Source organism: Humidesulfovibrio mexicanus, from assembly GCF_900188225.1.
Taxonomy (GTDB): Bacteria; Desulfobacterota; Desulfovibrionia; order Desulfovibrionales; family Desulfovibrionaceae; genus Humidesulfovibrio; species Humidesulfovibrio mexicanus.
Genome location: NZ_FZOC01000002.1, coordinates 133922 through 157144, shown reverse-complemented (window position 1 = coordinate 157144; position 23223 = coordinate 133922). Strand labels below are relative to the sequence as shown.

25 protein-coding genes are annotated in these 23223 nt (G+C 66.3%); 15 read left to right on the top strand and 10 right to left on the bottom strand.

Annotated features, from left to right (window positions below; translation table 11 throughout):
• Nucleotides 1–350: 350 nt before the first annotated feature.
• The 4 genes from CHB73_RS04485 (at nt 351) to CHB73_RS04470 (ending at nt 4330) form a co-directional block, all read left to right on the top strand.
• Nucleotides 351–1157 carry a basic amino acid ABC transporter substrate-binding protein gene (locus CHB73_RS04485; protein ID WP_235641513.1) on the top strand — a complete coding sequence of 269 codons (807 nt, stop codon included), beginning with the start codon at nt 351–353 and terminating at the stop codon, nt 1155–1157.
• An 88-nt stretch (nt 1158–1245) separates the two neighbouring features.
• Nucleotides 1246–2028 (top strand): amino acid ABC transporter permease, encoded by a 783-nt coding sequence (locus CHB73_RS04480; RefSeq protein ID WP_089272540.1) that lies wholly within the window; start codon nt 1246–1248, stop codon nt 2026–2028.
• Entirely contained in the window at nt 2015–2758 is a 744-nt protein-coding gene (locus tag CHB73_RS04475; RefSeq protein WP_089272538.1) for an amino acid ABC transporter ATP-binding protein, read from the top strand. Before CHB73_RS04480 ends, CHB73_RS04475 begins: the two co-directional genes overlap by 14 nt.
• Nucleotides 2759–2890: 132 nt before the next feature.
• Entirely contained in the window at nt 2891–4330 is a 1440-nt protein-coding gene (locus CHB73_RS04470) for a DUF3298 and DUF4163 domain-containing protein (RefSeq protein WP_089272536.1), read from the top strand.
• Between the two features lie 14 nt (nt 4331–4344).
• Here CHB73_RS04470 and CHB73_RS04465 read toward each other — a convergent pair whose 3' ends face one another.
• Complete coding sequence (locus tag CHB73_RS04465; RefSeq protein WP_089272534.1) at nt 4345–5571, bottom strand: GGDEF domain-containing protein; 1227 nt, start codon at nt 5569–5571, stop codon at nt 4345–4347.
• 124 nt (nt 5572–5695) lie between these two features.
• Nucleotides 5696–5965 (bottom strand): PUP1 family protein, encoded by a 270-nt coding sequence (locus CHB73_RS04460; RefSeq protein WP_235641512.1) that lies wholly within the window; start codon nt 5963–5965, stop codon nt 5696–5698.
• Between the two features lie 177 nt (nt 5966–6142).
• Between CHB73_RS04460 and CHB73_RS16710 the strand changes: the two genes are divergently transcribed.
• The 4 genes from CHB73_RS16710 to CHB73_RS04440 all read left to right on the top strand — a co-directional run bounded on the left by CHB73_RS16710 (nt 6143) and on the right by CHB73_RS04440 (nt 9404).
• A complete protein-coding gene (locus tag CHB73_RS16710) occupies nt 6143–6352 on the top strand; it encodes a FeoB-associated Cys-rich membrane protein (RefSeq protein ID WP_179216892.1) in 210 nt (69 codons plus the stop codon).
• A 53-nt stretch (nt 6353–6405) separates the two neighbouring features.
• On the top strand, nt 6406–6645 hold the full coding sequence (locus CHB73_RS04450; RefSeq protein WP_089272532.1) for a FeoA family protein: 240 nt from the start codon (nt 6406–6408) through the stop codon (nt 6643–6645).
• A gap of 3 nt (nt 6646–6648) precedes the next feature.
• Entirely contained in the window at nt 6649–8832 is a 2184-nt protein-coding gene (gene feoB / locus CHB73_RS04445; RefSeq protein ID WP_089272530.1) for a ferrous iron transport protein B, read from the top strand.
• 185 nt (nt 8833–9017) lie between these two features.
• Complete coding sequence (locus CHB73_RS04440) at nt 9018–9404, top strand: Rid family detoxifying hydrolase (protein ID WP_179216891.1); 387 nt, start codon at nt 9018–9020, stop codon at nt 9402–9404.
• Nucleotides 9405–9485: 81 nt separating this feature from the next.
• Here CHB73_RS04440 and CHB73_RS04435 read toward each other — a convergent pair whose 3' ends face one another.
• On the bottom strand, nt 9486–9818 hold the full coding sequence (locus CHB73_RS04435; protein ID WP_089272528.1) for an IscA/HesB family protein: 333 nt from the start codon (nt 9816–9818) through the stop codon (nt 9486–9488).
• A gap of 153 nt (nt 9819–9971) precedes the next feature.
• Entirely contained in the window at nt 9972–10313 is a 342-nt protein-coding gene (locus tag CHB73_RS17080) for an IscA/HesB family protein (protein ID WP_235641511.1), read from the bottom strand.
• A gap of 184 nt (nt 10314–10497) precedes the next feature.
• Between CHB73_RS17080 and CHB73_RS04430 the strand changes: the two genes are divergently transcribed.
• Genes CHB73_RS04430 through CHB73_RS04415 form a run of 4 tightly spaced genes read left to right on the top strand, consistent with a single transcriptional unit; the run spans nt 10498 to nt 12800 of the window.
• Complete coding sequence (locus CHB73_RS04430; RefSeq protein WP_089272526.1) at nt 10498–11070, top strand: TetR/AcrR family transcriptional regulator; 573 nt, start codon at nt 10498–10500, stop codon at nt 11068–11070.
• A complete protein-coding gene (pyrR, locus tag CHB73_RS04425; protein WP_089272524.1) occupies nt 11067–11612 on the top strand; it encodes a bifunctional pyr operon transcriptional regulator/uracil phosphoribosyltransferase PyrR in 546 nt (181 codons plus the stop codon). Before CHB73_RS04430 ends, pyrR begins: the two co-directional genes overlap by 4 nt.
• Before the next feature lie 22 nt (nt 11613–11634).
• Nucleotides 11635–12198, top strand: coding sequence for a homoserine kinase (thrB, locus tag CHB73_RS04420; RefSeq protein ID WP_089272522.1), 564 nt, complete (start codon nt 11635–11637; stop codon nt 12196–12198).
• On the top strand, nt 12195–12800 hold the full coding sequence (locus CHB73_RS04415; RefSeq protein WP_089272520.1) for a YkgJ family cysteine cluster protein: 606 nt from the start codon (nt 12195–12197) through the stop codon (nt 12798–12800). Before thrB ends, CHB73_RS04415 begins: the two co-directional genes overlap by 4 nt.
• Before the next feature lie 75 nt (nt 12801–12875).
• On the opposite strand, the gene CHB73_RS04410 is transcribed toward CHB73_RS04415, so the two are convergent.
• From CHB73_RS04410 to CHB73_RS04385, 6 genes are all read right to left on the bottom strand, one after another.
• On the bottom strand, nt 12876–13529 hold the full coding sequence (locus CHB73_RS04410) for a carbonic anhydrase (protein ID WP_089272518.1): 654 nt from the start codon (nt 13527–13529) through the stop codon (nt 12876–12878).
• Nucleotides 13530–13675: 146 nt separating this feature from the next.
• Nucleotides 13676–15787, bottom strand: coding sequence for a methyl-accepting chemotaxis protein (locus tag CHB73_RS04405; RefSeq protein ID WP_089272516.1), 2112 nt, complete (start codon nt 15785–15787; stop codon nt 13676–13678).
• A gap of 506 nt (nt 15788–16293) precedes the next feature.
• Nucleotides 16294–16797: an ATP-binding protein gene (locus tag CHB73_RS04400; RefSeq protein WP_179216890.1), complete on the bottom strand. Its 504-nt coding sequence runs from the start codon at nt 16795–16797 to the stop codon at nt 16294–16296.
• A 10-nt stretch (nt 16798–16807) separates the two neighbouring features.
• A complete protein-coding gene (locus tag CHB73_RS04395; protein WP_089272512.1) occupies nt 16808–17140 on the bottom strand; it encodes an STAS domain-containing protein in 333 nt (110 codons plus the stop codon).
• A gap of 26 nt (nt 17141–17166) precedes the next feature.
• Complete coding sequence (locus CHB73_RS04390; RefSeq protein ID WP_089272510.1) at nt 17167–19182, bottom strand: SpoIIE family protein phosphatase; 2016 nt, start codon at nt 19180–19182, stop codon at nt 17167–17169.
• Nucleotides 19179–20207, bottom strand: a complete 1029-nt coding sequence (locus CHB73_RS04385) for an ABC transporter substrate-binding protein (RefSeq protein ID WP_179216889.1) — start codon at nt 20205–20207, stop codon at nt 19179–19181. Before CHB73_RS04385 ends, CHB73_RS04390 begins: the two co-directional genes overlap by 4 nt.
• A 147-nt stretch (nt 20208–20354) precedes the next feature.
• Between CHB73_RS04385 and CHB73_RS04380 the strand changes: the two genes are divergently transcribed.
• Genes CHB73_RS04380 through CHB73_RS04370 form a run of 3 tightly spaced genes read left to right on the top strand, consistent with a single transcriptional unit; the run spans nt 20355 to nt 23219 of the window.
• A complete protein-coding gene (locus CHB73_RS04380) occupies nt 20355–21860 on the top strand; it encodes a benzoate-CoA ligase family protein (RefSeq protein WP_089272506.1) in 1506 nt (501 codons plus the stop codon).
• A gap of 19 nt (nt 21861–21879) precedes the next feature.
• Complete coding sequence (locus tag CHB73_RS04375; RefSeq protein WP_089272504.1) at nt 21880–22116, top strand: acyl carrier protein; 237 nt, start codon at nt 21880–21882, stop codon at nt 22114–22116.
• Nucleotides 22113–23219: a hypothetical protein gene (locus CHB73_RS04370; protein ID WP_089272502.1), complete on the top strand. Its 1107-nt coding sequence runs from the start codon at nt 22113–22115 to the stop codon at nt 23217–23219. Before CHB73_RS04375 ends, CHB73_RS04370 begins: the two co-directional genes overlap by 4 nt.
• Nucleotides 23220–23223: the final 4 nt, after the last annotated feature.

The following is a 23223-nucleotide window of genomic DNA, read 5'->3' as shown; positions in this document are numbered from 1 at the left end:
TGCGCAAAGGTTGGGATGAACGGAGAGGGGACATGCTCCGCCAAGGGCCGCGGAGGTCACGAAGGCGTCCCCCTGGGCCTTGTAAGCTCCGCCGCGCCAAGGGTCAAGGTCGGCGCAACGCGCAAGGCACGCCCGGGCGCCACGAAAAACGCCAATCTCCACATGAGCCTTTTGCAGTTCTTGTAATTTGCCTGCGATGTGTCTAAAGGGAAAACCTGTGCCGCGCGGCGCGGCCCTGCGCCTGCCTGCCGCGCGCCTATTTCCCCGGCGGGGCGGCGCACCTGCGCACGGTCCGGGATGTGTGGTCTTTCGTGCCTTTTCTTAGAAACATTTCAACTGGAGGAATTCGCATGAAGCGCCTGTTCAAGTCCCTGCTGGTCGCCGCCGCAGTCAGCGTCATGGCCCTTGGCGTGGTTGGTTGCGGAGAGAAAAAGGAAGAAGCCGCCCCCAACGCGGCCAACGCCACCGCCGCGGCTCCCGCTCCCAAGACCATCGTCTTCGCCTCCGACGCCACCTATCCCCCCATGCAGTACACGAACGACCAGAAGGAGATCGTGGGCTTCGAGGTCGACGTGATCAAGGCCGTGGCCGAAAAGGCCGGCTTCAAGGCCGAGTTCAAGAACGTGGCCTGGGACGGCATCTTCGCGGGCTTGGCCGCAGGCAAGTACGACGCCATCTCCTCCAGCGTGTCCATCACCGACGAGCGCAAGGCCACCATGGATTTCTCCGACCCCATCATCCCCATTGAGCAGATGCTCGTCGTCGCCAAGGACAACGCCGCCACCGACCTGGCCGCCCTCAAGGGCAAGAGCATCGGCGCCCAGATCGGCACCACCAGCTACCTGGTCATCAAGGACGAGAAGGGCTTCAAGGCCATCAAGACCTACGACGAGGTCGGCCTGGCCATGGAAGACCTCGTGAAGGGCAGCATCCAGGCGGTTGTGGCCGACAGCCCGGTGGCCGTCGACTACACCACCAAGAAGTACGCGGACAAGATCAAGATCGCCGCCACCCTCAAGAGCGACAAGGTCGAGAACATCGGCATCGCCGTCAAGAAGGGCAACCAGGAAGTCATCGACCTGGTGAACAAGGGCCTGGCCGCCATCAAGGCCGACGGCACCTTCGACAAGATCAAGGAACAGCACCAGATGAAGTAAACGGCCCGCATGGACCGACACCTGCATTCCCCCGGGGGGCCGCCAAAGGCGGCCCCCCGGCATTCCAACACCGAAGGGCCAAGCACACATGACCGAAACACCCAAAATCGACGTGGGCGAGGGAGCAGCCATCCCCAGCAGAAACGACTGGGGACTGTTCAACGCCTGGGTCATCAGCATCGTCGGCGCCATTTCCGCCATCCTCTACCTGCTCATCGCCCACCCGGACCCGTACAGGCGCCTGCTCGTCTACCTGAGCGACGGCATCGTCATCACCTTCCAGGTCACCATCACGTCCATTCTCTGCGCTTGCGTCATCGGCCTCATCACCGGCCTGGGTCGCGTTTCCAAGAACAAGGCCATCAACCTCGTGGCCTCCACCTACGTTGAAATCATCCGGGGCATCCCGCTCCTGGTCCAACTTTTCTACATATACTACGCCTTGGGGCGCTTCCTGAACGTCCACGACCTCAGCGCCGCCATCATCGCCATGAGCGTGTGCTACGGCGCCTACATGGGCGAAGTCTTCCGCGCGGGCATCACCGCCATCGACAAGGGGCAGACCGAGGCCGCGCGCTCGCTGGGCTTCAACGGCAAGCAGACCATGTTCCTGATCATTCTGCCCCAGGCTTGGCGCACCATCCTGCCGCCGGTGGGCAACGAATTCATCGCCCTCTTGAAGGACACCTCCCTGGTGTCCATCCTGGCCGTGTCCGACCTCCTGCGCCGGGGCCGCGAGTTCTCGAGCGAGACCTTCCTCTACTTCGAGACCTACACCCTTGTGGCCCTGGTCTATCTCGTCATCACGCTGCTCCTCTCCAAGGGGGTCAGCATCATGGAAGCGAGGCTCAGCCATTATGTGCGCCGCTAGCCAGTCCATCGTCGACATCCGCCACGTCAACAAGAGCTTCGGCGCGCTCAAGGCGCTGAACAACGTCTCCCTGTCCATGAACCTGGGCGAGAAGGTCGTCATCATCGGCCCTTCGGGTTCGGGCAAGAGCACCCTGCTGCGCTCCATCAACAAACTGGAGACCGTCGATTCCGGGTCCATCATCGTGGACGGGCAGGACATCAACGACCCCAAGACCGACATCAACAAGCTGCGCATGGAGCTTGGCATGGTGTTCCAGAGCTTCAACCTCTTTCCGCACAAGACCGTGCTCGAAAACCTCACCATCGCGCCGGTCAAGCTCAAGGGCCTCTCCAAGGCCGAGGCCGAGGCCATCGGCCTCAAGCTGCTGGACAAGGTCGGCATCAAGGACAAGGCCCACGTGTATCCTTCGCGCCTGTCGGGCGGGCAGCAGCAGCGCGTGGCCATTGCCCGGGCGCTGGCCATGAGCCCCAAGATCATGCTCTTCGACGAACCCACCAGCGCGCTCGACCCGGAGATGATCGGCGAAGTGCTCGACGTCATGGTGACCCTGGCGAGAGAGGGCATGACCATGGCAGTGGTGACCCACGAAATGGGCTTTGCCCGCGAAGTGGCCGACCGCGTGGTCTTCATGGACCACGGCGCGGTCATCGAGCAGGGCACCCCGGAGCACTTCTTCACCAGCCCGGAGAACGAGCGCACCAAGCTCTTCCTGAGCCAGATCCTCTAGCCGCAAGCGCAACTCCACCCATTCCGGGGCCGTCTCCTTGCCGGGGCGGCCCCTTCTTTTTCGCGGCGCCGCCAACACTTGCGTTCAAGGCCCGCCACAGCGTACACCACCCGAAACCACCCGGAGGCCATCATGCGCACCCTCGTCCGTCTCGCCGCGCCCGTATTCTGCCTCGCCGCCCTGCTGGCCGCCTGCGGCCTGGAGCGCCCGGCCCCCGCTCCGGCGGTCCTTCCCGCCGCTCCCCCAGTGGAGCGCCCGGTTCCGGCCTTCAGCACCGAGGCCGTGGCGAATGAGCTGAACATCCTGGTGAACGACACCGTTCCCGGCGACCCCGAGTACGACCCCCGGCGCACGGCGCTGGCCCCTGCGGCCAACGCCGCGAACTTGCCGGACGATCTGCGCCGCTGCCTGGCCGCCGTGCTGGCCTTCGACCCGCCGCGCCTGCAGGAGCGCTGGGAGCGGCACCAGCAGGCCCAGCAGAACGCCGCAACCCTGTATGCCGCAAATCCGCCCGTGGACACCGCTGCGCTGAACGGGGGCCGCGTGCTGCGCCGCCTGGGGCCAGCCCTGTTCCTGGTGCGCCTGCCCGGCGGCGATACCGCCCTGCTGCAGTCTGGAAGAAAATTCAAAAAAAATGCGCGCATCAAACAGCTCTATGTGCTGGAACGCGAGCACGCGAAACCCGATGCGGCCAAGGGAGACCTGGTGGACGAGTTGGAGGAGCAGCCGCGCACCTTTGTGGAAATTTCGCGACAGGAGGCCAGGGAGCTTGAGCAGCGCCGCGCGCCCGCCCTGGCCGAGCTGCGCAGACTGGAGTCCGAAGGGGCGGAGCTGGAACGCGGCGTGACGGCGGACCTTGCCCGGCTGGACATTCTCGCCCGGGACGTGAACGCCGTCATCGGCCCCATGCTGCTGGCGCAAGGGCCGCACCCCGCGCCCACCGGCCTGATCCGCTCTGTGACGCGCATGGCCAAAAACTTCAGCCGCGACCAATACTACCGGTACGCCCTGCCCGTCACCGGGCTGCCGAAGGTGGATGCGGAGCTCAAGGGCTTTCTGGACGAACGCAAGGCCGAAGTGCTCAGCCTGCTCAAAAGCACCGGAGTAGGCCGGGGCCGCGTGCGGGCCAACGCCGACCGCATCGCCTTCACCGCGCACACGGCCTCGCCAGTCCTCTTGTCCTTCCGGTTCGAGGAGATGCGCGACACGGGCGGAGCGCACCCCAACACCATCTTCGCCAGCTTCGTCTTCGACCTGCGCGACCAGTCGCGTCTGCGCCTGGCCGATCTGTTCACCGACGAGGCCGCGGCCCTGTCCGTGCTTTCCGACCTTGCGCAGCGGCGGCTCACCCTGGCCCTGGACGGCCTGCTCTTCGCGGAGGGCTTTGCGCCCAAGGCCGAAAACTTCACCGTCTTCGTGCTGGACGGCGCGGACATCGTGTTCACCTTCCCGCCCTACCAGGTGGCCAGCTACGCCCAGGGGCCGCAAAACCTGCGCGTGCCGCTGTTCCACCCGCGCCTGTCCCCGCTGCTCAGCCCCAGGCTCAAGGCGGCGCTCGCGGCGGGGCGGTAACGCGGAGGGGTCCCCTAGGCGGCGGCCTCGCGGCGCAGCCCTGGCCCAGTGGACAGCTCCACCCTGTTGCGGCCGGACTCCTTTGCGGCATAAAGCGCCGCATCCGCGCGCTGCAAAAGCGCCTCCAGACCGCCCTGGTCCGCGCTCGCCACGCCGAAGCTGGCGGTGACGCGCTCCCCGGCCATAACCGGAAAAAGCGCCGATTCCACGGCCACGCGCAGCCGTTCCGCCAAAAGCACGGCCTCGCGCTCCCCGGTGCGTGGGGCCACCAGCACAAACTCCTCGCCGCCGTAGCGGGCGAACACGTCGCCCTCGCGCAGCGAGCCTTGGCACATGGCGGCCACGCCGCGCAGCAGTTCGTCGCCCGCCGCGTGGCCCAAGGTGTCGTTCACGCGCTTGAACCGGTCCAGGTCGAACATGACGACCGCGGCGGAATCTCCCGCGAGAAAGGATGTGCGCAGGGCCTCTGCGCCAAGCAGTTCCAGCCCGCGCCGGTTCAAGACGCCGGTCAAGGCATCGGTCTGGGCCATATGTTCGATGCGCGCGGTGGCCGCGTGCAAATCGTCTTCCAGCATGGCAGAATTCATGGCGAAAACGACATACAGCTCCAGCGAGCCCTGCATGATGCGATACAGAATGGCATACACCCCGATGACGCCGCCTGTCTGCATGGTCAACGCACTGAACTCCGGGATGGTCAGCACGTTGTAGGCGCGCAGCACCTGCAATGCCGCAGTGACGAGATAGCTGAAGCACATGATGCGCCAGCCCGGCAAAATCCTGACGCCGCGCATTGGGAGCTCCACTGCTATGCGAATGCTCATAAACATCGCCGCGGCGCACAGCACAAGCACCCTGCGCTCCATGTTCGGGTCAATGAGCACGTCTGCAAGCTGCAACGATGACACAAGCACGATGAAGATGCAGTTTTGCCTGGTACGCTCCCGCAAGCGCGGTACTCGGCCATACTGCCCAAGGCCGTGGTACACCAGCGCACCCTGCACCAGCATCGCCATATTGCTCAAAAACACCAGCATGGGAAGCTCGCCGGCCCAGGCCCGCAGCAAAAGCAGCCCAACGCCGGAAAACACCATCAAGGCCGAGTACATCAGGGTCCGGAAGCCGGGGTACACCCGCCGCAGCGAGGCGTAGTGCAGCATGGCCAGCACCCGCACCAGGGTAATGGCCAACAACACCGGGAAAAGCGTCCCAAGATTGAGCGAAAACGATAGCGAACTCACGGAACCTCATGGAGCTTCGCAGCGGCGAAGCTGCGCCAGCCGTGTTCTGGACGGCCGCGCCATGCGGGCGCAGGACGAAGCCCGGCTCCCGTTTCCCTGCCTGGACGCGCCGGGGGCTTCCGCGCTACCTGCCCCTCTTCCTGTCATTGATGTTCTTCATGGTGATGCCGGCCAGGCAGCCGCACAAAAGCCCCAGGCCGAGCATCCTGCCCATGTTGGCCTCCGGCAGCAGCCAGCCGATCATGACCGCCAGCGAGCCGCCGATGACGATGCCCCGGGCGAGATAGTTGAGCGTGCTGGCGAAGCGCCTGTCCTCCGGGGTCAGGTGGGCGTCCTCGTCATGCGGTTTCTGGACCGCCTCCTCGCGCCGAACGCGTTTGGCCTGTTTGCCCATTGTTCCTCCCTGCCTTTTGCTGGTGGATACAAACACAAATCTCGCGTGCGCTCAAGCCCCGCGCGGCCTTGCCCAGACGCTGCGGCACGCATCGACGACCTTGACCTCGACATTCAATATCATTATCTTCCAGGCATCGGGCGGCCGGAGGGTGGCCAACCAAAAGGGAGCCGCAACATGTGGCAAGACATACTGGTCTACGTCATCGTCGGCGTGGCAGCAGCAATGGTCCTCTGGCGCTTTTCCAGAAAGTTCACCGGCAAGTCCCAGGGATGCGATGGCGGCTGCTCCGGCTGTGCGAGCTGCCCAAGCGCGGGAGCGCAGGGCCAAAAGGACAAGAACGGGCTGAAAATGTCCAATCGCCCCGGTGGGGGCTGCTGCGGGTGAGTCTCGGCGCCTTGTGAAGGCGCCAGGCCCAAACCGCTCAAGGAGACGCTCACATGGATTCGTGCACAACCCTGCGCCGCGCGCGGGTGAATCAGAGACTCCGCATCTGCTCCGTGGGAGCTGAGGGGGAACTTGGCCGCAGGATTCGCGACATGGGCATCATCCCCGGCGCGGAAGTGACCGTGGTGGGCAAGGCTCCGCTGAAGGACCCCGTGGCCCTGCGCCTTCGCGACTTCACCCTGACCCTGCGCAACAGCGAGGCCGACCACATCCTGGTGGAAGCGGCGGAGTAGCCTGTGCCGCGCATCACCATCGGCCTGGCGGGCAACCCCAACTGCGGCAAGACCACGCTCTTCAACGCCCTCACGGGTTCGCACCAGCACGTGGGCAACTGGCCCGGCGTAACGGTCGAAAAGAAGATGGGGCACGCCCTGCTTGGCGACGCGAAGCTCGACATCGTCGACCTGCCGGGAACCTATTCCATCACGGCGTTTTCCGAGGAGGAGCGCGCCGCGCGCAGCTTCCTCATCGAGGACCGCCCCGCCGCCGTCATTGATGTGCTGAACGCGGACGCCCTTGAGCGCAACCTGTACCTCGCCGTGCAGATCATGGAGCTGGGCGTGCCGCTGGTGCTGGCCCTGAACATGATGGACGAGGTGCGCCAAAGCGGCAAGGACATCGACACCGCGCTGCTCACAAAGCTTACCGGCTGCCCGGCGGTGGAGACCGTGGCCCGGCAGGGCAAGGGACGGCAGGAGCTGTTGGAAGCGGCCTACCGCCTTGCCGAAACCCGGGCCGGACGGCTGGAGCCGCTGCGCATTTCCTACGGCCCGGACCTGGATCCGGTCCTGGAAGAAATGGAGCGGCTAGTGGAGGCGGCGGGCATCATGGCGGGCAAGGCCCCGCCACGCTGGGTGGGCATCAAGTACCTGGAAGGCGACCCCGGCGTGCGCCGCCGCGGCCGCGAAGCCGACCCGCAAGCGGCCGACAAGCTGGAAGCCCTCACCTCCAAGGTTGCGGCGCACCTGAAAAAAACACTGGTCACCACGCCGGACGCCATCATCGCCGACTACCGGTACGGCTACATCACAGGCATAACCCGCAGGGTGGTGCGCTACCCGTCGCTGGACCAGGAGCGCATCCGCGTCTCCGACCGCATGGACCAGGTGCTCACCCATCGCCTGGCCGGACCGCTGGTCATGGCTCTTGTCATCTACCTGCTCTACACCCTCACCTTCGCCGTGGGCGAGCTGCCCATGACCTGGGTGCAGGACGCCTTCGCCTGGCTGGGAGATATGGTCAAGGACTCCATGGGCGAAGGACTGCTGCGCTCGCTCATCGTGGACGGCGCCATTGCGGGCGTCGGCGGGGTGCTGGGCTTCGTCCCGCTGATCATGATCATGTTCTTCCTGCTCTCCGCGCTGGAGGACACGGGCTACGTGGCGCGCATGGCCTACATGCTGGACCGCGTGTTCCGCGTGTTCGGGCTGCACGGCGCAAGCGTGCTGCCCTTCATCGTCTCCGGAGGCATAGCGGGCGGCTGCGCCGTGCCCGGCGTCATGGCCACCCGCGCGCTGCGCAGCCCCAAGGAAAAGCTGGCCACCCTGCTCACCGCGCCCTTCATGACCTGCGGCGCAAAGGTCCCGGTTTTTCTCATGCTGGCGGCGGCCTTTTTCCCCGGCAGCGAGGCGCTCGTCATGAGCGCCGTGACCCTGGCCGCCTGGGCATCCGCCCTGCTGGTGGCCAAGCTGCTCCGCTCCACGGTCATCAAGGGGGAAAGCACCCCCTTCGTCATGGAGCTGCCACCCTACAGAACGCCCACCCTGCGCGGCCTGTGCATCCACACCTGGGAACGCAGCTGGGAATACATGCGCAAGGCGGGGACCATCATCCTGGCCATTTCCGTGCTCATATGGGCGGCCATGACCTTCCCCTCCCTGCCCGAAGAGCAGGCCCGAAGCTTTGACGAACGGGCCCAGGCCATCGACACGCAGCTGTCCGCCCAGGAGGAGACCGGCGAAGATCCGCCCCCGGCCTTCGAAGAGGCCCTGCGCCAGCTGGAGGCGGAACGCTCCGAGGCGACGCTCCGGGCGTCTTTTGCCGGACGGGCGGGCGTGGCCCTGGAGAACGTCACCTCCGCGGCAGGCTTCAACTGGCGGGTGAACATCGCGCTTCTGGGCGGGTTCGCCGCCAAGGAAGTCATCGTGTCCACCCTGGGCACGGCCTACGCCCTGGGCGAAGTGGACGCCGAGGAATCCGCCCCGCTCTCGGAAATGCTCGCGCGGGACAAAAGCTTTCCGCGAGCGGCGGGCGTGGCGCTCATCGCCTTCGTCATCCTCTACGCGCCCTGCTCGGTGACCATCGTGGCCATGGCCAAGGAGGCCGGAGCCCGCTGGGCCCTGTTCGCTCTGGTATTCAACACCCTGCTGGCCTACGCCGCGGCAGTGCTCATTTTCCAGGCCTGGAGCCTGCTGGCCTAGGCCTGCCGATCCCCCGGCGCACACGCCCCCCGCTGGCGAGGCCGGGCCTGAGGAATCGGGTCCGGCCTTTCCTTTTGAATCCAAAGCGTATACCTATGGCGAACACGCGCATCCAGCGCCCCCGTCGTCCGGAACCGGCAGCCAGCATCGCCTTGCGACGGGTCCACCCGAACCCAGGAGCCCACATGCCCCTTGACCTGAACGCCGTGCATACCGAAAACGCCCCTGCCGCCATCGGCCCGTACAGCCAAGCCATCACCTGCGGCGGCCTCGCCTACTTGAGCGGCCAGCTCGGCATCGCCCCCGCCACGGGCGTCATCCCCGACGATTTTTCCGAGCAGGCGCGCCAGGCGTTGACCAATCTGCAGACCATCGTCGAAGCCGCAGGCGCTCGCATGGACGCCGTCGTCAGCGTGGACGTGTTCCTCACCGATATGGCCAAGTTTGCGGAATTCAACCAGATCTACGCAGAGTTCTTCCCGCGGCACAAGCCTGCCCGCGCCGCCATAGGCGTGGCCGCCCTGCCCCGGGAGGCGCAGGTGGAGGTTCGCTGCATCGCGGCCCTGGCCTAGCCCGCGCACGGCGCGACACGAAACAAGGCGGCCTCTCCCCAAACAGGGAGAAGCCGCCTTGTTCTTTGCCTGGACCAGGGGCTAGCAGCCGCAGCCGCCGGAGCCACACCCGCTGGAGCCGCAGCTCCCTGAACCACAGCTTCCCCCTTCGAGGGGAATCTCGGACTCGACGCTGAACCCGTACTCGGTCATGTCGATGGAGATGGCGCCGGAGACGGCCAGCAGGGACTTTTCCGCAAGCAGGGTGAAGCCTCCCGTCTCCACCACCTCATCGCCTTCGCGGGCCTCGTCCAAGGCCAGGGAAAGCTTCGGACCACAGCAGCTGCCGCCCACAAAGATGCGGACGGCGGACTTCTCCTTGTCCGCGAAGTAGTTGTCCAACTGCGCTTTGGCGGCGTCGCTCAACGTAATCATGGGGGATCTCCTTTTGCGTCCTGGTGGGGGACGCGGTGGTGAGTCTTGGCTTCAATGCCTGAACCACCCGTGCCTGTTGCGATCCGCCGCCCCAAAAAAACGGGCGGCGTCCCTCGCGGAACGCCGCCCTATGCTGATACGTGACTTTGCGGGCTAGCAGGAACAGCTTCCGGAATCCCCGGAACCGCAACCGCCGGAACCGCAGCTTGATCCGCATCCTCCTCCCCCCATGGGGTTCTCGGAGTCGACAGTGAACCCGTACTGGGTCATGTCGATGCGGATGGCTCCGGTCTGTTCGCCCAGGGCACGCTCCACAATGAAGCTGTACCCCTGCACGTCATAGGTGTCGTCGTTCTCACGCGGCTCATCCAGAGCCAGCGACAGCCTCGGGCCGCTTCAACCCCCGCTTGCCAGGAACACCCTGATCGGGGATTTCTCCTTGTCCGCAAAGTACCCATCCAGCTGGGCCTTCGCGGAATCGGTCAGTTCAACCATCTCTGCCTCCTTGGAGCGTTGGTGGGGAAGTGGATAGATAATGACGGCCCCCGCATTTGTCAATTGAGCGAGGGCCCGCTTCCGGCGTTGACCCAGGGGGGAGTCTGGGCTAAATGGCGGGATGCGGCCGGATGCGTTGTCCGCCCTGTTCCTCCCACGTTCCCGAGCCTTACCGAGGCAGATGATGAGCACCAAGGACCTGATCCTCGCCACCGCCAAAGACATGATCTCCGAGGTCGGCTTCCACAAGATGACCACGGCCAATCTTGCGCGCCGCGCCGACATCTCCGAAGGCACCATATACCGCCATTTCGAGAGCAAGGAGGACATCCTCCAGCACATTCTGGACACCTTTGACCAGAAGTACCAGACCCTGGCCGAGCAATGCCGTGGCCGCATGGAAAAGGACACGCTGACCCTGGATGACTTGCTGGGCAGCCACTTCGCTTTTCTGGAGGCCAACGCGGCGGACATCAAGATCGTGCTCGGCACCTACAGCATCCTGGAGCTCACCAAGCGCTCCATGGGCCGCTTCATCGAGCGGATGCGCAGCCTCTTCGAGGACTTTCTGGCCCGCGGCATCAAGAACGGAACCATTCGCGACGTTCCCTTGGACCACACGGGCATGATCATCGCCAACATGTTCTTCGGGCTCATGCGCATCAAGCTATACTGGCCTGATATAGCTGACTTTTCCAGCGAGGCCGTGGAATTCTGCCGCAGAAGCCTGGTCATCGCCCCGGAGACCAAGCCATGAGCGAAGCCCGCACCATCCTGACCGCCAAGGAAATGGCCCGCACCCTGGAACGCTTGGCGTCCGAGGTCATCGAACGCCGCGGGGAGGGAGGTCCGCTCGTGCTGGTGGGCATCCAACGCCGCGGGGTGGATCTGGCCCGCAGGCTCAAGCAGCTGCTCGACGCCCGCCTGCCCGCTCCCGTGGTGCTGGGCCAGCTCGACATCAACCTCTACCGCGACGACTGGAGCAGCCTGGGCATAGCCCCGGCCATCAGCCACACGGAGATACCGGCCGCCATCGAGGGCGCAAGCGTCATCCTGGTGGACGACGTGCTCTATTCCGGCCGCACCACCCGCGCCGCGCTGGAGGCCATCCTCGATTTCGGCCGCCCCCGCCGGGTGGAGCTGCTGGTGCTCATCGACCGCGGGCACCGCGAACTGCCCATCCAGGCCGACTACGTGGGCAAACGCGTGAACACCTCGGCCGCCGAGCGCGTGGATGTGCTGGTGGCCGAACGCGACGAGCAGGACAAGGTGCTCCTGCGGCCCAAGGCCGCCGCCTGAGCCCGCCGGAGCCGCCCCCCGCATGAACGCAGAAGCCTCGTCCGCGCCCTTGCCCCGCCTGTGGCCCCAGGGAGCCATCAGCCTCATCGGCATGGCCGGGGCGGGCAAAAGCACCCTTGGCCGCCTGCTGGCCGACCGCCTGGGCTGGGCGCACGTGGACACTGACCGGCTCATCGAATCCTTCTACGGCCTGCCCCTGCAAGACCTGCTGGACGGCCTGGGCCTGGAGGCCTTTCTCAAGGCCGAGAACACGCTGGTTTCCATGCTCAACGTGCGCAGGGCCGTCATCTCCACCGGGGGCAGCGTGGTCTACGGGCGCCAGGCCATGGAACGCCTCAGCCTGCTCGGTCCGGTCGTGCACCTGGACATCAGCCTGGAAAGCTTCTTGAAGCGCGTGGGCGATGGCGGCAACCGGGGCCTGGCCATCGCCCCCGGCCGCACCCGCGAAGACCTCTACCACGAACGCCAGCCACTCTATGTCGCAGCGGCAGACTTCACCGTCAGCACCGATGCGGGCGACCAGCACCACAGCCTGGAGCGGCTGTACGAGTGGCTCGCCGCCGACAAAACGGAACCCAAGGGATGAAGAAAAACGCCAAGCATCCGGTGTTGAAGCGCCTGCGCGACCTGTACGCGCGCATGGACCAGGCCTACGACGCATCGGCCAAGGCCATTGGTCTTTCCTGCGACGGCTGCACGGACAGCTGCTGCGAAACGCTCTTCCGCCACCACACCTATGCGGAATGGATGGTCCTTTGGGAGGGCTTCGCCGCCCTGCCGGAGGACCGGCGCCAGGACATGCTGGCCCAGGCGGAAACCTACGTGCGCATCCACCAGAACGCCCTGCCCGGCACACGGCCCCGCGTGCCCTGCCCGGCCAGCGAGCAGCGGGACGGCGGGCTCGTTTGCGGCATCTATGCCCATAGGCCCATGGTCTGCCGCCTGCACGGCGTGCCCAACGTGCTGCACAAGCCCGGCGGCGAGACCGCAGCCTTCCCCGGTTGCGACCGCGCCCAGCAGCGTGCCAAGACCTGCCCGCCAGCCCTGCTGGACCGCACGCCGCTGCTCTCGGAACTGGCCCGGCTGGAAATGGACCTGCTCGGGCAGGGGGGCATGTCGCGGCACCCGCGCGTCAACCTGACCATCGCCGAAATGCTGCTCATGGGGCCGCCAAAAATCAAGCGCTGAGCCAAAGCAAAGAACCAAAAACGGCCGGGGGCACGTCGCACCCGGCCGTTTTCCGTTGGCTCGCCAGCCCGTCGGCTATTTGGGAGCGGCCACGCACCGGGCGACCAGCGGCTCGAAGGAGCCGGTCTCCGGCAGGTAGCTCAACAGCTCGCCCTTCTGCATGTCGAAATACCAGCCGTGCAGGTACACGCGCTCCTGCATCACCCGCTCCCACAGCCAGGGGAAGGTGAGCAGGTTCTCCAAAGACACCAGCACCGCCGCCTGTTCGCAGGCGCGTTGGCGCAAAGGCTCGTCCTTCTCCGAAAGCTTCTCGCCCACCTCAAGCAGAGCCGGTTCGGCGATCTTGACCCACGGCGCGATGAATTCGCCGAGCTCCTCCTTCCGGGGGGACATGAGGGCGTGGATGCCGCCGCAGCACGAATGTCCAAGCACGATGACGTGCTCCACCTCCAGCACCTTCACCGCGTACTCCAGGGCGGCGCTCACGCCGTGTCGGCCGGGCGACGTCTCGTACGGGGGCACCAGGTTGGCCACGTTGCGCACGACGAACATGTCGCCGGGCTCGCAGCCGGTCAGCAAAGCCGGATCGACCCTGGAGTCCGAGCAGGCGATGACCAGCACCTTGGGATTCTGGGCATGGCTCAAGTCCTTGAACAGCTCGCTGTCGCCGCAGAAATAGGTGCGCTGAAACTTCTTGAACCCCGAGAGGAACTTGGCGATGTCTTTCATGGATGAAGAGCTCCGGCGGTGGGCGGTGGAAGGAACATGAACGGTATGATTTTAGCCCAAAGGTCCGCGGCGCGCAAGCCGTCCGCCGGGCGCAAAAAGGGCGGCCCCCCCGGAGGAGAGGCCGCCCTGGACATGCGCAGTCGCGGTTAGGCGACCTGTCCGGCCTCCTCGCGCAGCTGGACAATGAGCGAATTGAGGATCTGGGCCTGGCGCGCCAGCTCCTCCACGGCCTTGGCCGCCTCGCCCATGGCCTGTGAGGTCTCGTTGGCGATGGAGCTCACCTGCTCGATGGAGTGGCTGATCTCCTCGCTGGCGGCGGACTGTTCCTCGCTGGCGGTGGCGATGGAGCGCACCTGGTCCGAGGCGGCGTCGACCAGGTGGACGATCTCCTGCAGGGCCTTTCCGGACTGGTCGGCCAGGGTGGTGGCTTCGGTAATGAGGTGCACGCTCTTGTCCACGCCCTCCACGTTGGAACGCGTGCCGTGCTGAATGGCGCTGATGGCCTCGCCCACTTCCTTGGTGGCGGTCATGGTCTTCTCCGCCAGCTTGCGCACCTCGTCGGCCACCACGGCGAAGCCGCGCCCGGCGTCGCCCGCGCGCGCGGCCTCAATGGCGGCATTGAGCGCCAGCAGGTTGGTCTGGTCGGCAATGTCGGTGATGACGGTCATGATGCGCCCAATGTCCTCGGCCTGTTTGCCAAGGGTGCCCATGTCGACCTTGAGCTTGGCGGTTTGCTGCTGCACGTCGCTCATGCCGCTCATGACCTTGTGCACGACCTCCGCGCCACTTTGCGCCTTCTTGCGCGCGCCGTCGGAGGTCTCGGCCGCCTGCCCGGCGTTCTTGGCCACCTCAAGGACGGTGGCGTTCATCTCCTCCATGGCGGTGGCGGTTTCGGTGATGCGCATGGCCTGGCGCTCCGCCCCGCGGCTGGATTCGCCGATCTGTGCGGAAAGCTGCGAGGACGCCGAGGACACGATGCCCACGATGGCCTCCAGCTTGCCCGCCGCGGCAAGCATTCCCTCGCTCTTGGCGTGCTCGGCGTTGCGCCTGGCTTCATCGGCGTCGGCCTTGGCCAGTTCGGCGGCGCGGGCCTTTTCCTCCGCCTCCAGGGTCTTGGCCTGAATGTCCTTGATGTTCTGTTCAAGCACGCCCGCGGTGGTGTTGAGGGCATCGTAAATGGCGCCGATCTCGTCCTGGCGCTGGTGGCCGATGCGGTGGTCGTACACGCCCTTGGCGATGCCCGCCACAAAGCTGGACACGGCGGAAAGCGGCTTGAGGATGAAGTTGTTGCTCACCAGCCAAATGGCCAGGGCCATGACGGCAAGGCTGACGATGCCCACAAAGCCGAGAAGATAAAGGGTGCTCTTGACCGGGGCGTTGATTTCGGAAAGCTCCATGAAGCCCATGAGCTTCCACTTGGTCTTGGGCGAAGTGTACACGATGCCCAGATACTTCTTCCCGTCGATCTCGAACTCCTGGCTCCCGGCCTCCATCTTGAACAGCGCGTCCAGGTGCTTGGACTCGATCTCCCCAACCTTCTTGAAGTTGAAGGCATCGTGCCGCGGATCGGCCAGGACCACGCCGTCGTCCTGCACCAGCGCCACATAGCCGGACTCGCCCAGTTTCACTGATTTGACCAGTTCGGTAAGATTCTTGAGGGAAATGTCGATGCCCACCACGCCGACAACGGTCCCGTTGCGGAGCACGGTGCGCGCTGCGCTGGTCACGGCCTCGCCTGTGGTGGACATGTAGGCCTTGGAAAGGGTGGCCTTGTCCACAACGGGCTTCGCCTCGGAGTACCAGGGCCGCTTGCGTGGGTCGTACCCGGCAGGCATTGCGGACGATTCCAGCGAACTGACGAAGCTGCCGCGCTCGTTGCCCAGAAACACCTCCACGTAGGCCGGGTGCGACGCCTGCACGGCGGCGAAGAAGTCCACGATCCTGCGTCCGGCCGCGTCTCCCTCGGCCACCTTGGCGCTGCTCTTCTCCGTGGTGGACAGGTGGTTGGTGGTCACCTCGCCCAATTGCTGCATGGCAGGCGCTTTGGCCAGCATGTCGGCGTTCTTCATGCTTTCGTCCAAAAACAGCGTGATGGCGTAGTCCAGCTGGGACATCTCGCCCTTGGCCGCCCGCAGGAAGGCTTCCCGTGACTGGCTGCTGAAGCTGAACGCCACGATGACCATAATCCCCGCGAGAATGATCGCGATAACAGAGACGAGTCCCAGGACGAGCCGGGTCTTGATGGAGCGTGGCATCATGAATCCTCCTGACGGATTGCCGGGGCCGCACTATTGCGTAGACCGGGAAAATATCCAGTTTCATCGGCGTAATACTTACTGCGCATTAGGCCTTGGACCCAAGTACGTAGGTCATAGCACACATTTCTTTTTCCGGGCAAGCGGCGTTGCGAAGAAACGCGCGCGTCACGGTTGTGGAACACTGGCGCCATTCTTGGGCCTCCCGCACAGGGAGGCCCCAAAGGGCATGACAGCGGGACGCCCTGGGCCGTGCAGGGCGCCGGACGGCCATGCAGCCAGGCAGGGGGGCCGGAATCAGGCCTTGGAACCGCCCGATTCCGAGGTGAAGCTCAGGGTGAGCACGTTGGCATCGCCCTGGCGCGCATAGGCGGGATGACTCACGGTTGTGGAACACTGGCGCCATTCTTGGGCCTCCCGCACAGGGAGGCCCCAAAGGGCATGACAGCGGGACGCCCTGGGCCGTGCAGGGCGCCGGACGGCCATGCAGCCAGGCAGGGGGGCCGGAATCAGGCCTTGGAACCGCCCGATTCCGGGGGGAAGCTCAGGGTGAGCACGTTGGCATCGCCCTGGCGCGCATAGGCGGGATGACTCATGGTGAGGATGAGGAACAGGCCCATGCCGCCGGGCAGGCGGTGTTCCAGGTCGGCCCCCAGGTTGGACTCCAGCTGCGCGTGCAGATCGTGCTCCCCAGGCTGCCCGGCTTCCGCGCCGGGAAAAGAAGCGCCAGGACCTGCGCCCGCCGACGCCACGGGATCGAAGGGCGCGCCCCAATCCGTGAGCCGCAACCGGAACACGCCGCCTTCGTCCACGCCACAGGCCAGTTCGGCCAGGGGCTCCGGCGCATCCGGCGTGTAGGCATGGCGGATGACGTTCACCAGCGCCTCCTCCAGCACCAGCTCCACCCGCTGCATGGCGGCCGGGTCAAGCCCCGCGCGCGTGGCTTCGTCCAGCGCCAGCTGGCGAAAGATGGGGAGGCTCTCCTCCTGGGCGGGCAGGCGCAAACGCCGCACGTTCCTGCTCCTATGCTCTGGCCAGGGCCTGGGCCCTGTCGGCGAAGACCGGCAGAAGCTTGTTGAATCCGGACACGGCGAACACCTCGGCCACGATGCCGGAAAGGGAGCAAAAGGCCAGATCGCCCCCGGCGGCCTTGAGCTTCTTGGCCGCGGCCAGGATGCTGCGCAGACCCGCGCTGCTGATGTATTCCAGCCCGCCCAAATCCACCACCAAGCGCGTGCTTCCCGCCTCAAGGCAGGTTTGGCAGCGGGCCTCGAACTGCGGAGCGGTGAGGGTGTCCATGCGGCCGGACACGGCCAGAACCAGAAAAGCCCCTTCCTTGACTTCGGTGAACTCCATGCATTCCTCCTGCGTTGCGGGCCATGCTAGCCCAGGCTGTCCTCCGGCCCCTGATAGGTCAGGGCCAGCAGGGTGATGTCGTCGGACTGTTCCGCCCCTGCGGCAAAGGCGCGCACCTCCGCCGAAAGATGCTCGCAGCGGGCGCGCGCGTCCAGGCCGTACAGGCTCCGCGCCTGGGCCATCAACCGGGCCTCGCCATACAATTCCTGGGCCGCGTTCATGGCCTCGGTGACGCCGTCGGTGAACAGGACAAGCCCGTCTCCGGGCGCAAGGGTCAGGGTGTCGGTCGTATAGGCCACGCCCTCCATGGCCCCGGCCACCGGCTCCTGGCGGGTGGCCAGATACTCGGCGCGGCCGTCGGCCCGCAGGAGCAGCGGCGGGTTGTGCCCGGCCGATGCATAGCGCAGTTCGCCGGTCTTCATGTCCAGCACGGCGCAAAAGATGGTCACGAACATGCACGAATCGTTGTCCTGGGCTAGGTCGTTGCTGGCGCGGGAGAGGATGCCGCCCGGATCGGCGCAGCGCCGCGCGGGCCGAGTCAACCCGCCGGGCAGATAGTCGGAGACGCGGTGCCCCGCATAGGCCGGGCTTTCAGCGACGGCCTTGATCAAGGTCTTGGCCACGGCCATGTAAAAGGCTGCGGGCACCCCCTTGCCGGATACATCGCCCACCAGGAAGCAGAACTGGTCGTCCCCGCAGGGGAAGAAGTCGTAGAAGTCGCCGCCCACCTCGCGTGCAGGGGTCAGGCTGGCGTAGAGGTCGATGTCGCTCCTGTCCGGGAAGGGCGGGAATATCTTGGGCAGAATGCCCATCTGGATGTCATGGGCGATGCGCAGTTCGCTCTCCATGCGCTCGCGGCTGGCCGTGGCCTGGGTCAGGTCGCGGATGTAGTCCTTGAGGGAGCGCTGCATGTGGCCGAAGCTCTCGGCCAGTTCGCGCACCTCGTCTTTTGCCGCTGGCGCGGGAAGTGGCGCGTCGAGATTGCCGCCGGCCACCTCGCGGGCGGCTGCGCTCAGGCGCGACAGCGGCCGGGTGATGCCCCGGGCGATGAAGGCGATGAGCGCGGCCAAGGCCAGGAAGCCGCCGCCGCCCAGTCCGGCCGAGATCAAAGCCAGGCGGTTCACATCCGCCAGGAGCTCGTCGCGCGGGTAGAACACGCCCAGCGACCAGCCCGTGGTGGGCAGGGGCGCGTAGACCAGAAAGCCTTGCCTGCCCGTGTGGTGGCTCTTCACCTCCACAAAACGCGATCCGCCCCGGACCATGTCCTTGCCGATGGTCCGCAGCGCGGCATCGCCGTATTCCTCGGCCCGGCTGAAGACGGTCTCGTTGAAGGCCACGCCCGGCGAGGGGTGGGTCACGTAGGTGCCGTTTTTGGTGATGAGGAAGGCATACCCCGTGTCCAGCACGGAGGTTCCGGCCACCAAACGCTTGAGCCACTCCAGGGTGACATCGGCCGTGACCACCCCGGCGACCACCTCGCGGCCGCCCTCCAGCCTGTGGAACGGGGCCGAGCACGTGGCCATGAGGGAATTGCCGCCGCCTTCGTCGAAATATGGTTCGCTCCACTCCATGCGGTCCAGTTCGCGGGGAATCTGGTACCAGTCCATGGCGTGGTAACGGTAGTTCTCACCGCCCAGAAAGGTCGCCTTGGGGCCAAGGGGCGAGCGGAAGGTGTAGGGCGCGAAATGCACGCGGCCCGGCGTCCAGCCGCCCGGCTCGAAAGCCACGGCCGTGCCGTAGAGGGCGTCGTTGTCCTGAAGCACGCGGCGCTGGCGCTGGAACATGTCCGCCTCGCCCATGCGCCCGTCCTCCATGTCGTAGATGATGCCCTCCACCACGCGGGGAATGGGCGCGAGCACGGACTCTATGCGGAAGACGATGGACGCGGCCTTGTTGCGCGCCCCGGTCTCCACGTGGCGCATAAGGGCCTCCCTGGCCATGAAATACGTGGCCAGCACAATGGCCGCGAACACCGCGCCGGCGGCGGTGAGCACCAGCAGCGAAAGCCGCCGGGCAAGCCCGGAGGGGAACAGCGCCGTCATTGCGCAGTCCCGGCCACAAGGGCCCCGCCGCGGGAAAAGGCCGCAAAGGAAGGAGCGCCCTTGAGCGTGCCGAAGGCGGCAAGGTCACGGGCCACCCGGTCGAAATCCTCCGGTTTGAGCTCGCCAAAAGGAGCATCGCACTGAGCCGAGGGCAGCATAACGTCCCGCATCCGCGCCAGCATAAAGCGCTGGTGCACGCGGCTCACCGGGACATGGGCCTCGCGCATCCGCGCCAGCACGATGTCCAGCGCCTCCTCCGGGTGGTCGAAGGCGTAGCGCCAGCCGCGCAGGCTGGCGTCCACCACGGCGCGGCACAGTGCGGGGTCCGCCTTGAGGGTCTTCTCCAGGGTGTAGATGCCGTCCTCCGGATAGTTCAGGTCCAGGTCGCGGAAAAAGAACAAACGCAGGTCCTCCGGCTCGAAGCCCGCAGCCAGCAGGGTGTGATACTCGTTGTACCACATGGCCGAAACCGCATCCACGCCGCCGCGCAGGAACAATCCCATGGTGCTGGATTGCGGCAGCAGCACGGGGGTGATGCCCAGCCGACGGAACAGGGCCAAGGGCTGGAGCTTGAACTCGTTGTCCCACAGGCTCACGCGGCGGCCGTGCAGGTCGCGCGGCTCACGGATGCCGGAATCGGCGCGGGTGACGAGCATGAGCGCCGATCGCTGCACCAGCTGGGACAGATGCACCACGGCCTGGGGCGTGCCCGCCGTGCTGGCGTGGCGCTCCAGGCCGGTGGCCAAAAACATGGTGGCGAACTGGGCCTGCCCCTGGGCCAACAGACGCGAGGCCACCACATCCTGCCCGCCGGGGATCAGTGTCAGGTCCACCCCGGCCTCGCGGTAGAAGCCTTTTTCGTGGGCCACGTAGAACCCGGCGAACTGCGCCTGTGGCTGCCATTGCAGCACCAGCGAGGCCCGTTTCGGCCCGGCCGCCGTGGCCTGCGAGACAGACAGCAGCACCGCCGCCAGCGCCAAGGCCAGCCGTGCGCACCAAACCGAAGGCAAGACGCTTTTGCGCATTGTTTTCAATAGCCCGAAGCCCCTTGCCTGTAAAGCACGGCCAGGGCTTGCGCCGCAATATCCAACGTGTTGACCACGGCGTTCGCCCTCTGCTATCCACATCATCGGGCGCTTGGCGCCCAAACCCACCACCGGCAGGAGAACGCCATGGCCACACGCCCCAACATCGCGGCGCAATTGCTGGACCGCAACCGGACCCAGCACCCGGACAAGGCCGCCTATCTCTGCGGCGACGATGTCCTGACCCATCAGGCCCTGGCGGCCGACGCCGCCCGTTTCGCCAACCTGCTGCGCGCCCGCGGGGTGCGCCCCGGAGACAGGGTGGTGCTCTGCCTTCCGGACAGCTTCGGCGCGGTCAAGGCCTTCCTGGGGGCCATGCTGCTTTCCGCCTGCCCCACGCCGGTACATGCGCAGCTTTCGCCGGACGACCTGAAGTTCGTTCTGCAGGACTGCGAGGCAGCGGCGCTCATCGCCCCGGAGGACAGCCCGGCCATGGAGGTCGCACGGACGGTCCCCGGCCTGAGGCTGGCCCTTCCGTGCAGCATGGACGGCCCTTGGGGACTTTCCGGCTTTTCCTCCGAATGCGACGCCGAGGCCCCGCAGCCGGAAGCGCCAGGCTTCATGCTGTACAGCTCCGGCTCCACGGGCCGCCCCAAAGGCGTGCCCCACGCCCAGGAAGACCTGCTTGAGCCCACTCGGGGCTGGGCCACCGAGATCCTGGGGGTCGGCCCGCGCGATGTGCTCTTCTCCGCCAGCAAGCTGTCCTTCGCCTATGGGCTTATCTGCAGCGTAAGCCTGCCGCTGGCCGCAGGGGCAACGGCCGTGCTGCTGTCCGAAAAGCCCGGCCCGGTGGAGCTGTTCACCGCCATCGTCCGGCACCGGCCCACGCTGTTCTTCTGCGTGCCCACCCTGTACGCCATGCTGCTGCGCGCCTACGATCCCGGCCAGGGCGACGACCTCTCCTCCCTGCGGCTGTGCTACTCCGCCGGCGAGGCCCTGCCCGAAGGCCTGTGCCGAGAATGGACCCGCGCGACGGGGCTGGAGCTTCTGGACGGCATAGGCTCCACCGAGGCGTTCAACCTGTTCCTTTCCAACCGCCCCGGCGCGGTGCGCTGCGGCGCAAGCGGAACGCCCGTGCCCGGCTTCACGGTCCGCATCGTGGACGACGCCGGGGCCGATGCGCCCGATGGCGTGCCGGGCGAGCTGCTCATCCAGGGGCCGGGAATCTGCCGGGCCTACTGGAAACGGCCGGACAAAACCGCCGAGACCATGCTGCCCGACGGCTGGCTCAGAACCGGGGATGTTTACGTGCGCGAGGATGGCGTGTATTCTCACAGAGGCCGCAAGGACGACATGCTGAAGGTCGGGGCGCACTTCGTCTCCCCCGTACAGGTGGAGGAAGCCCTGCGCACGCACCCGGCCGTGCTGGACTGCGCCGTTGCGGCCCTGGCCGTGGACGGGCTGGTGCGCCCCTGCGCGCATGTTGTGCCGCGCCCCGGCTTCGCCGCGGATCCCCAGCTCGCCCAGGACATCCTGCGCCACGCCCGTGGCCTGCTGCCCCCGCAGCAGTGCCCGGTCCGCGTGCGCTTCCTGGACGAGCTTCCCAAGACCCCCACGGGCAAGGTGCAGCGTTTCCGCCTGCGCCAGCCGTAACCCGCAAGGAGCGACCGACATGCGGATATCCTTGGACGAATTGCGTTCGCTCTTGGCCGAAGCCGGGGTGAAGCCCGAACTGGCCAAGAACCTGGACGCCTCCTCTCCCCTGCTGCGCCAGGGCGTCGATTCCGTTGACTTCCCGGCCTTTTGCGCCCTTGTGGAGGAGCGCTACGGCCTGGCCATGGACGACGAGCACGCGTTCACCCTCAAGACCCTTGAGGACTTCGCCCGCCACATCGAGGGAGCTCAATGACCCGCGCCGAGGCTCTCGCAACCATCAAGGCCTCGTATGCGGACCTTGTCCCCGGACAAAAGCTCGAATACCGGCTGTTCCGGCCCGAGGACGCGCCCGGCGTGGGCCGCCTGTTCTACCAGACCTACGGGGACACCTACCCCGTGGACGAGCCCTACGTGCCCGAACTGCTCATCGAAGCCAACCGGTCCGGAAGCACGCACACCATCGTGGCGTGCGCCGCGGACGGCGCCATCGCCGGACACATGGCCATCTACCGGAGCTCGCCGCCCAACCCGCGCTTTTACGAATACGGGCAGGGCATGGTGGACAAGGCCTATCGCCAAAGCTTCGCGGCCTTCCGCATCCACCGCTTCGCAGTGGAGAACCTCTTCGGCCAGTTGGACGGCGTGGATGGCATATACGGCGAGGCAGTGTGCCACCACATGGCGACGCAGAAGATGATCCACGGCTCGGGGTTCGTCGCCTGCGGGCTGGAGCCGGGCCTGATGCCGGAGAGCGCCTACGCGGGCGAGGGCGTCACCGGCCGCGCCAGCTGCCTGTACGCCCAGCGCGTGGACACGATCACGCCCGGCCCCCTGTTCCTGCCCGGCCTCTGGGGGCAGAACGTGCAGGCGCTTCTGGGCTGCTGGCCGCTGCACCGCGAGGTCGCGCCAGGCGACGCCCCGGTTCCGGCCCAGGCCCGCACGGTGCTTGAGTCGCGGCATTTCGCCTTCGCCGGGGTGCGCCGCGTCACGGTGACCCGCATCGGCGCGGACTTTGCCGCGCGCCTGGCCGAGGAGCTGGAGGCCGGAAAAGCGGACCGGGCCGTGGTGGTGCAACTGTTCTTGTGCCTGGGCGAGGCCTGGACCGGCCACGCAGCCGAGCTGCTGCGCCGGGCCGGATTTTTTTACTGCGCCTTCATGCCGCTGTGGTTCGGGGAGACAGGCCCAGGGCCGGACGGCATCATGGCCCAACGCTTCCTTGAACCGGCCACCCTGGCCGGGCTGCGCCTGGCCACTCCGGAGATGAATGCCCTGGCCGTCCAGGTGGTGGCGGACATGCACCGGGCCAGCCGCGAACACGGCGCGCCTGAAGTGACCATTCTGCCCGTGCCGGAGTAGCCGC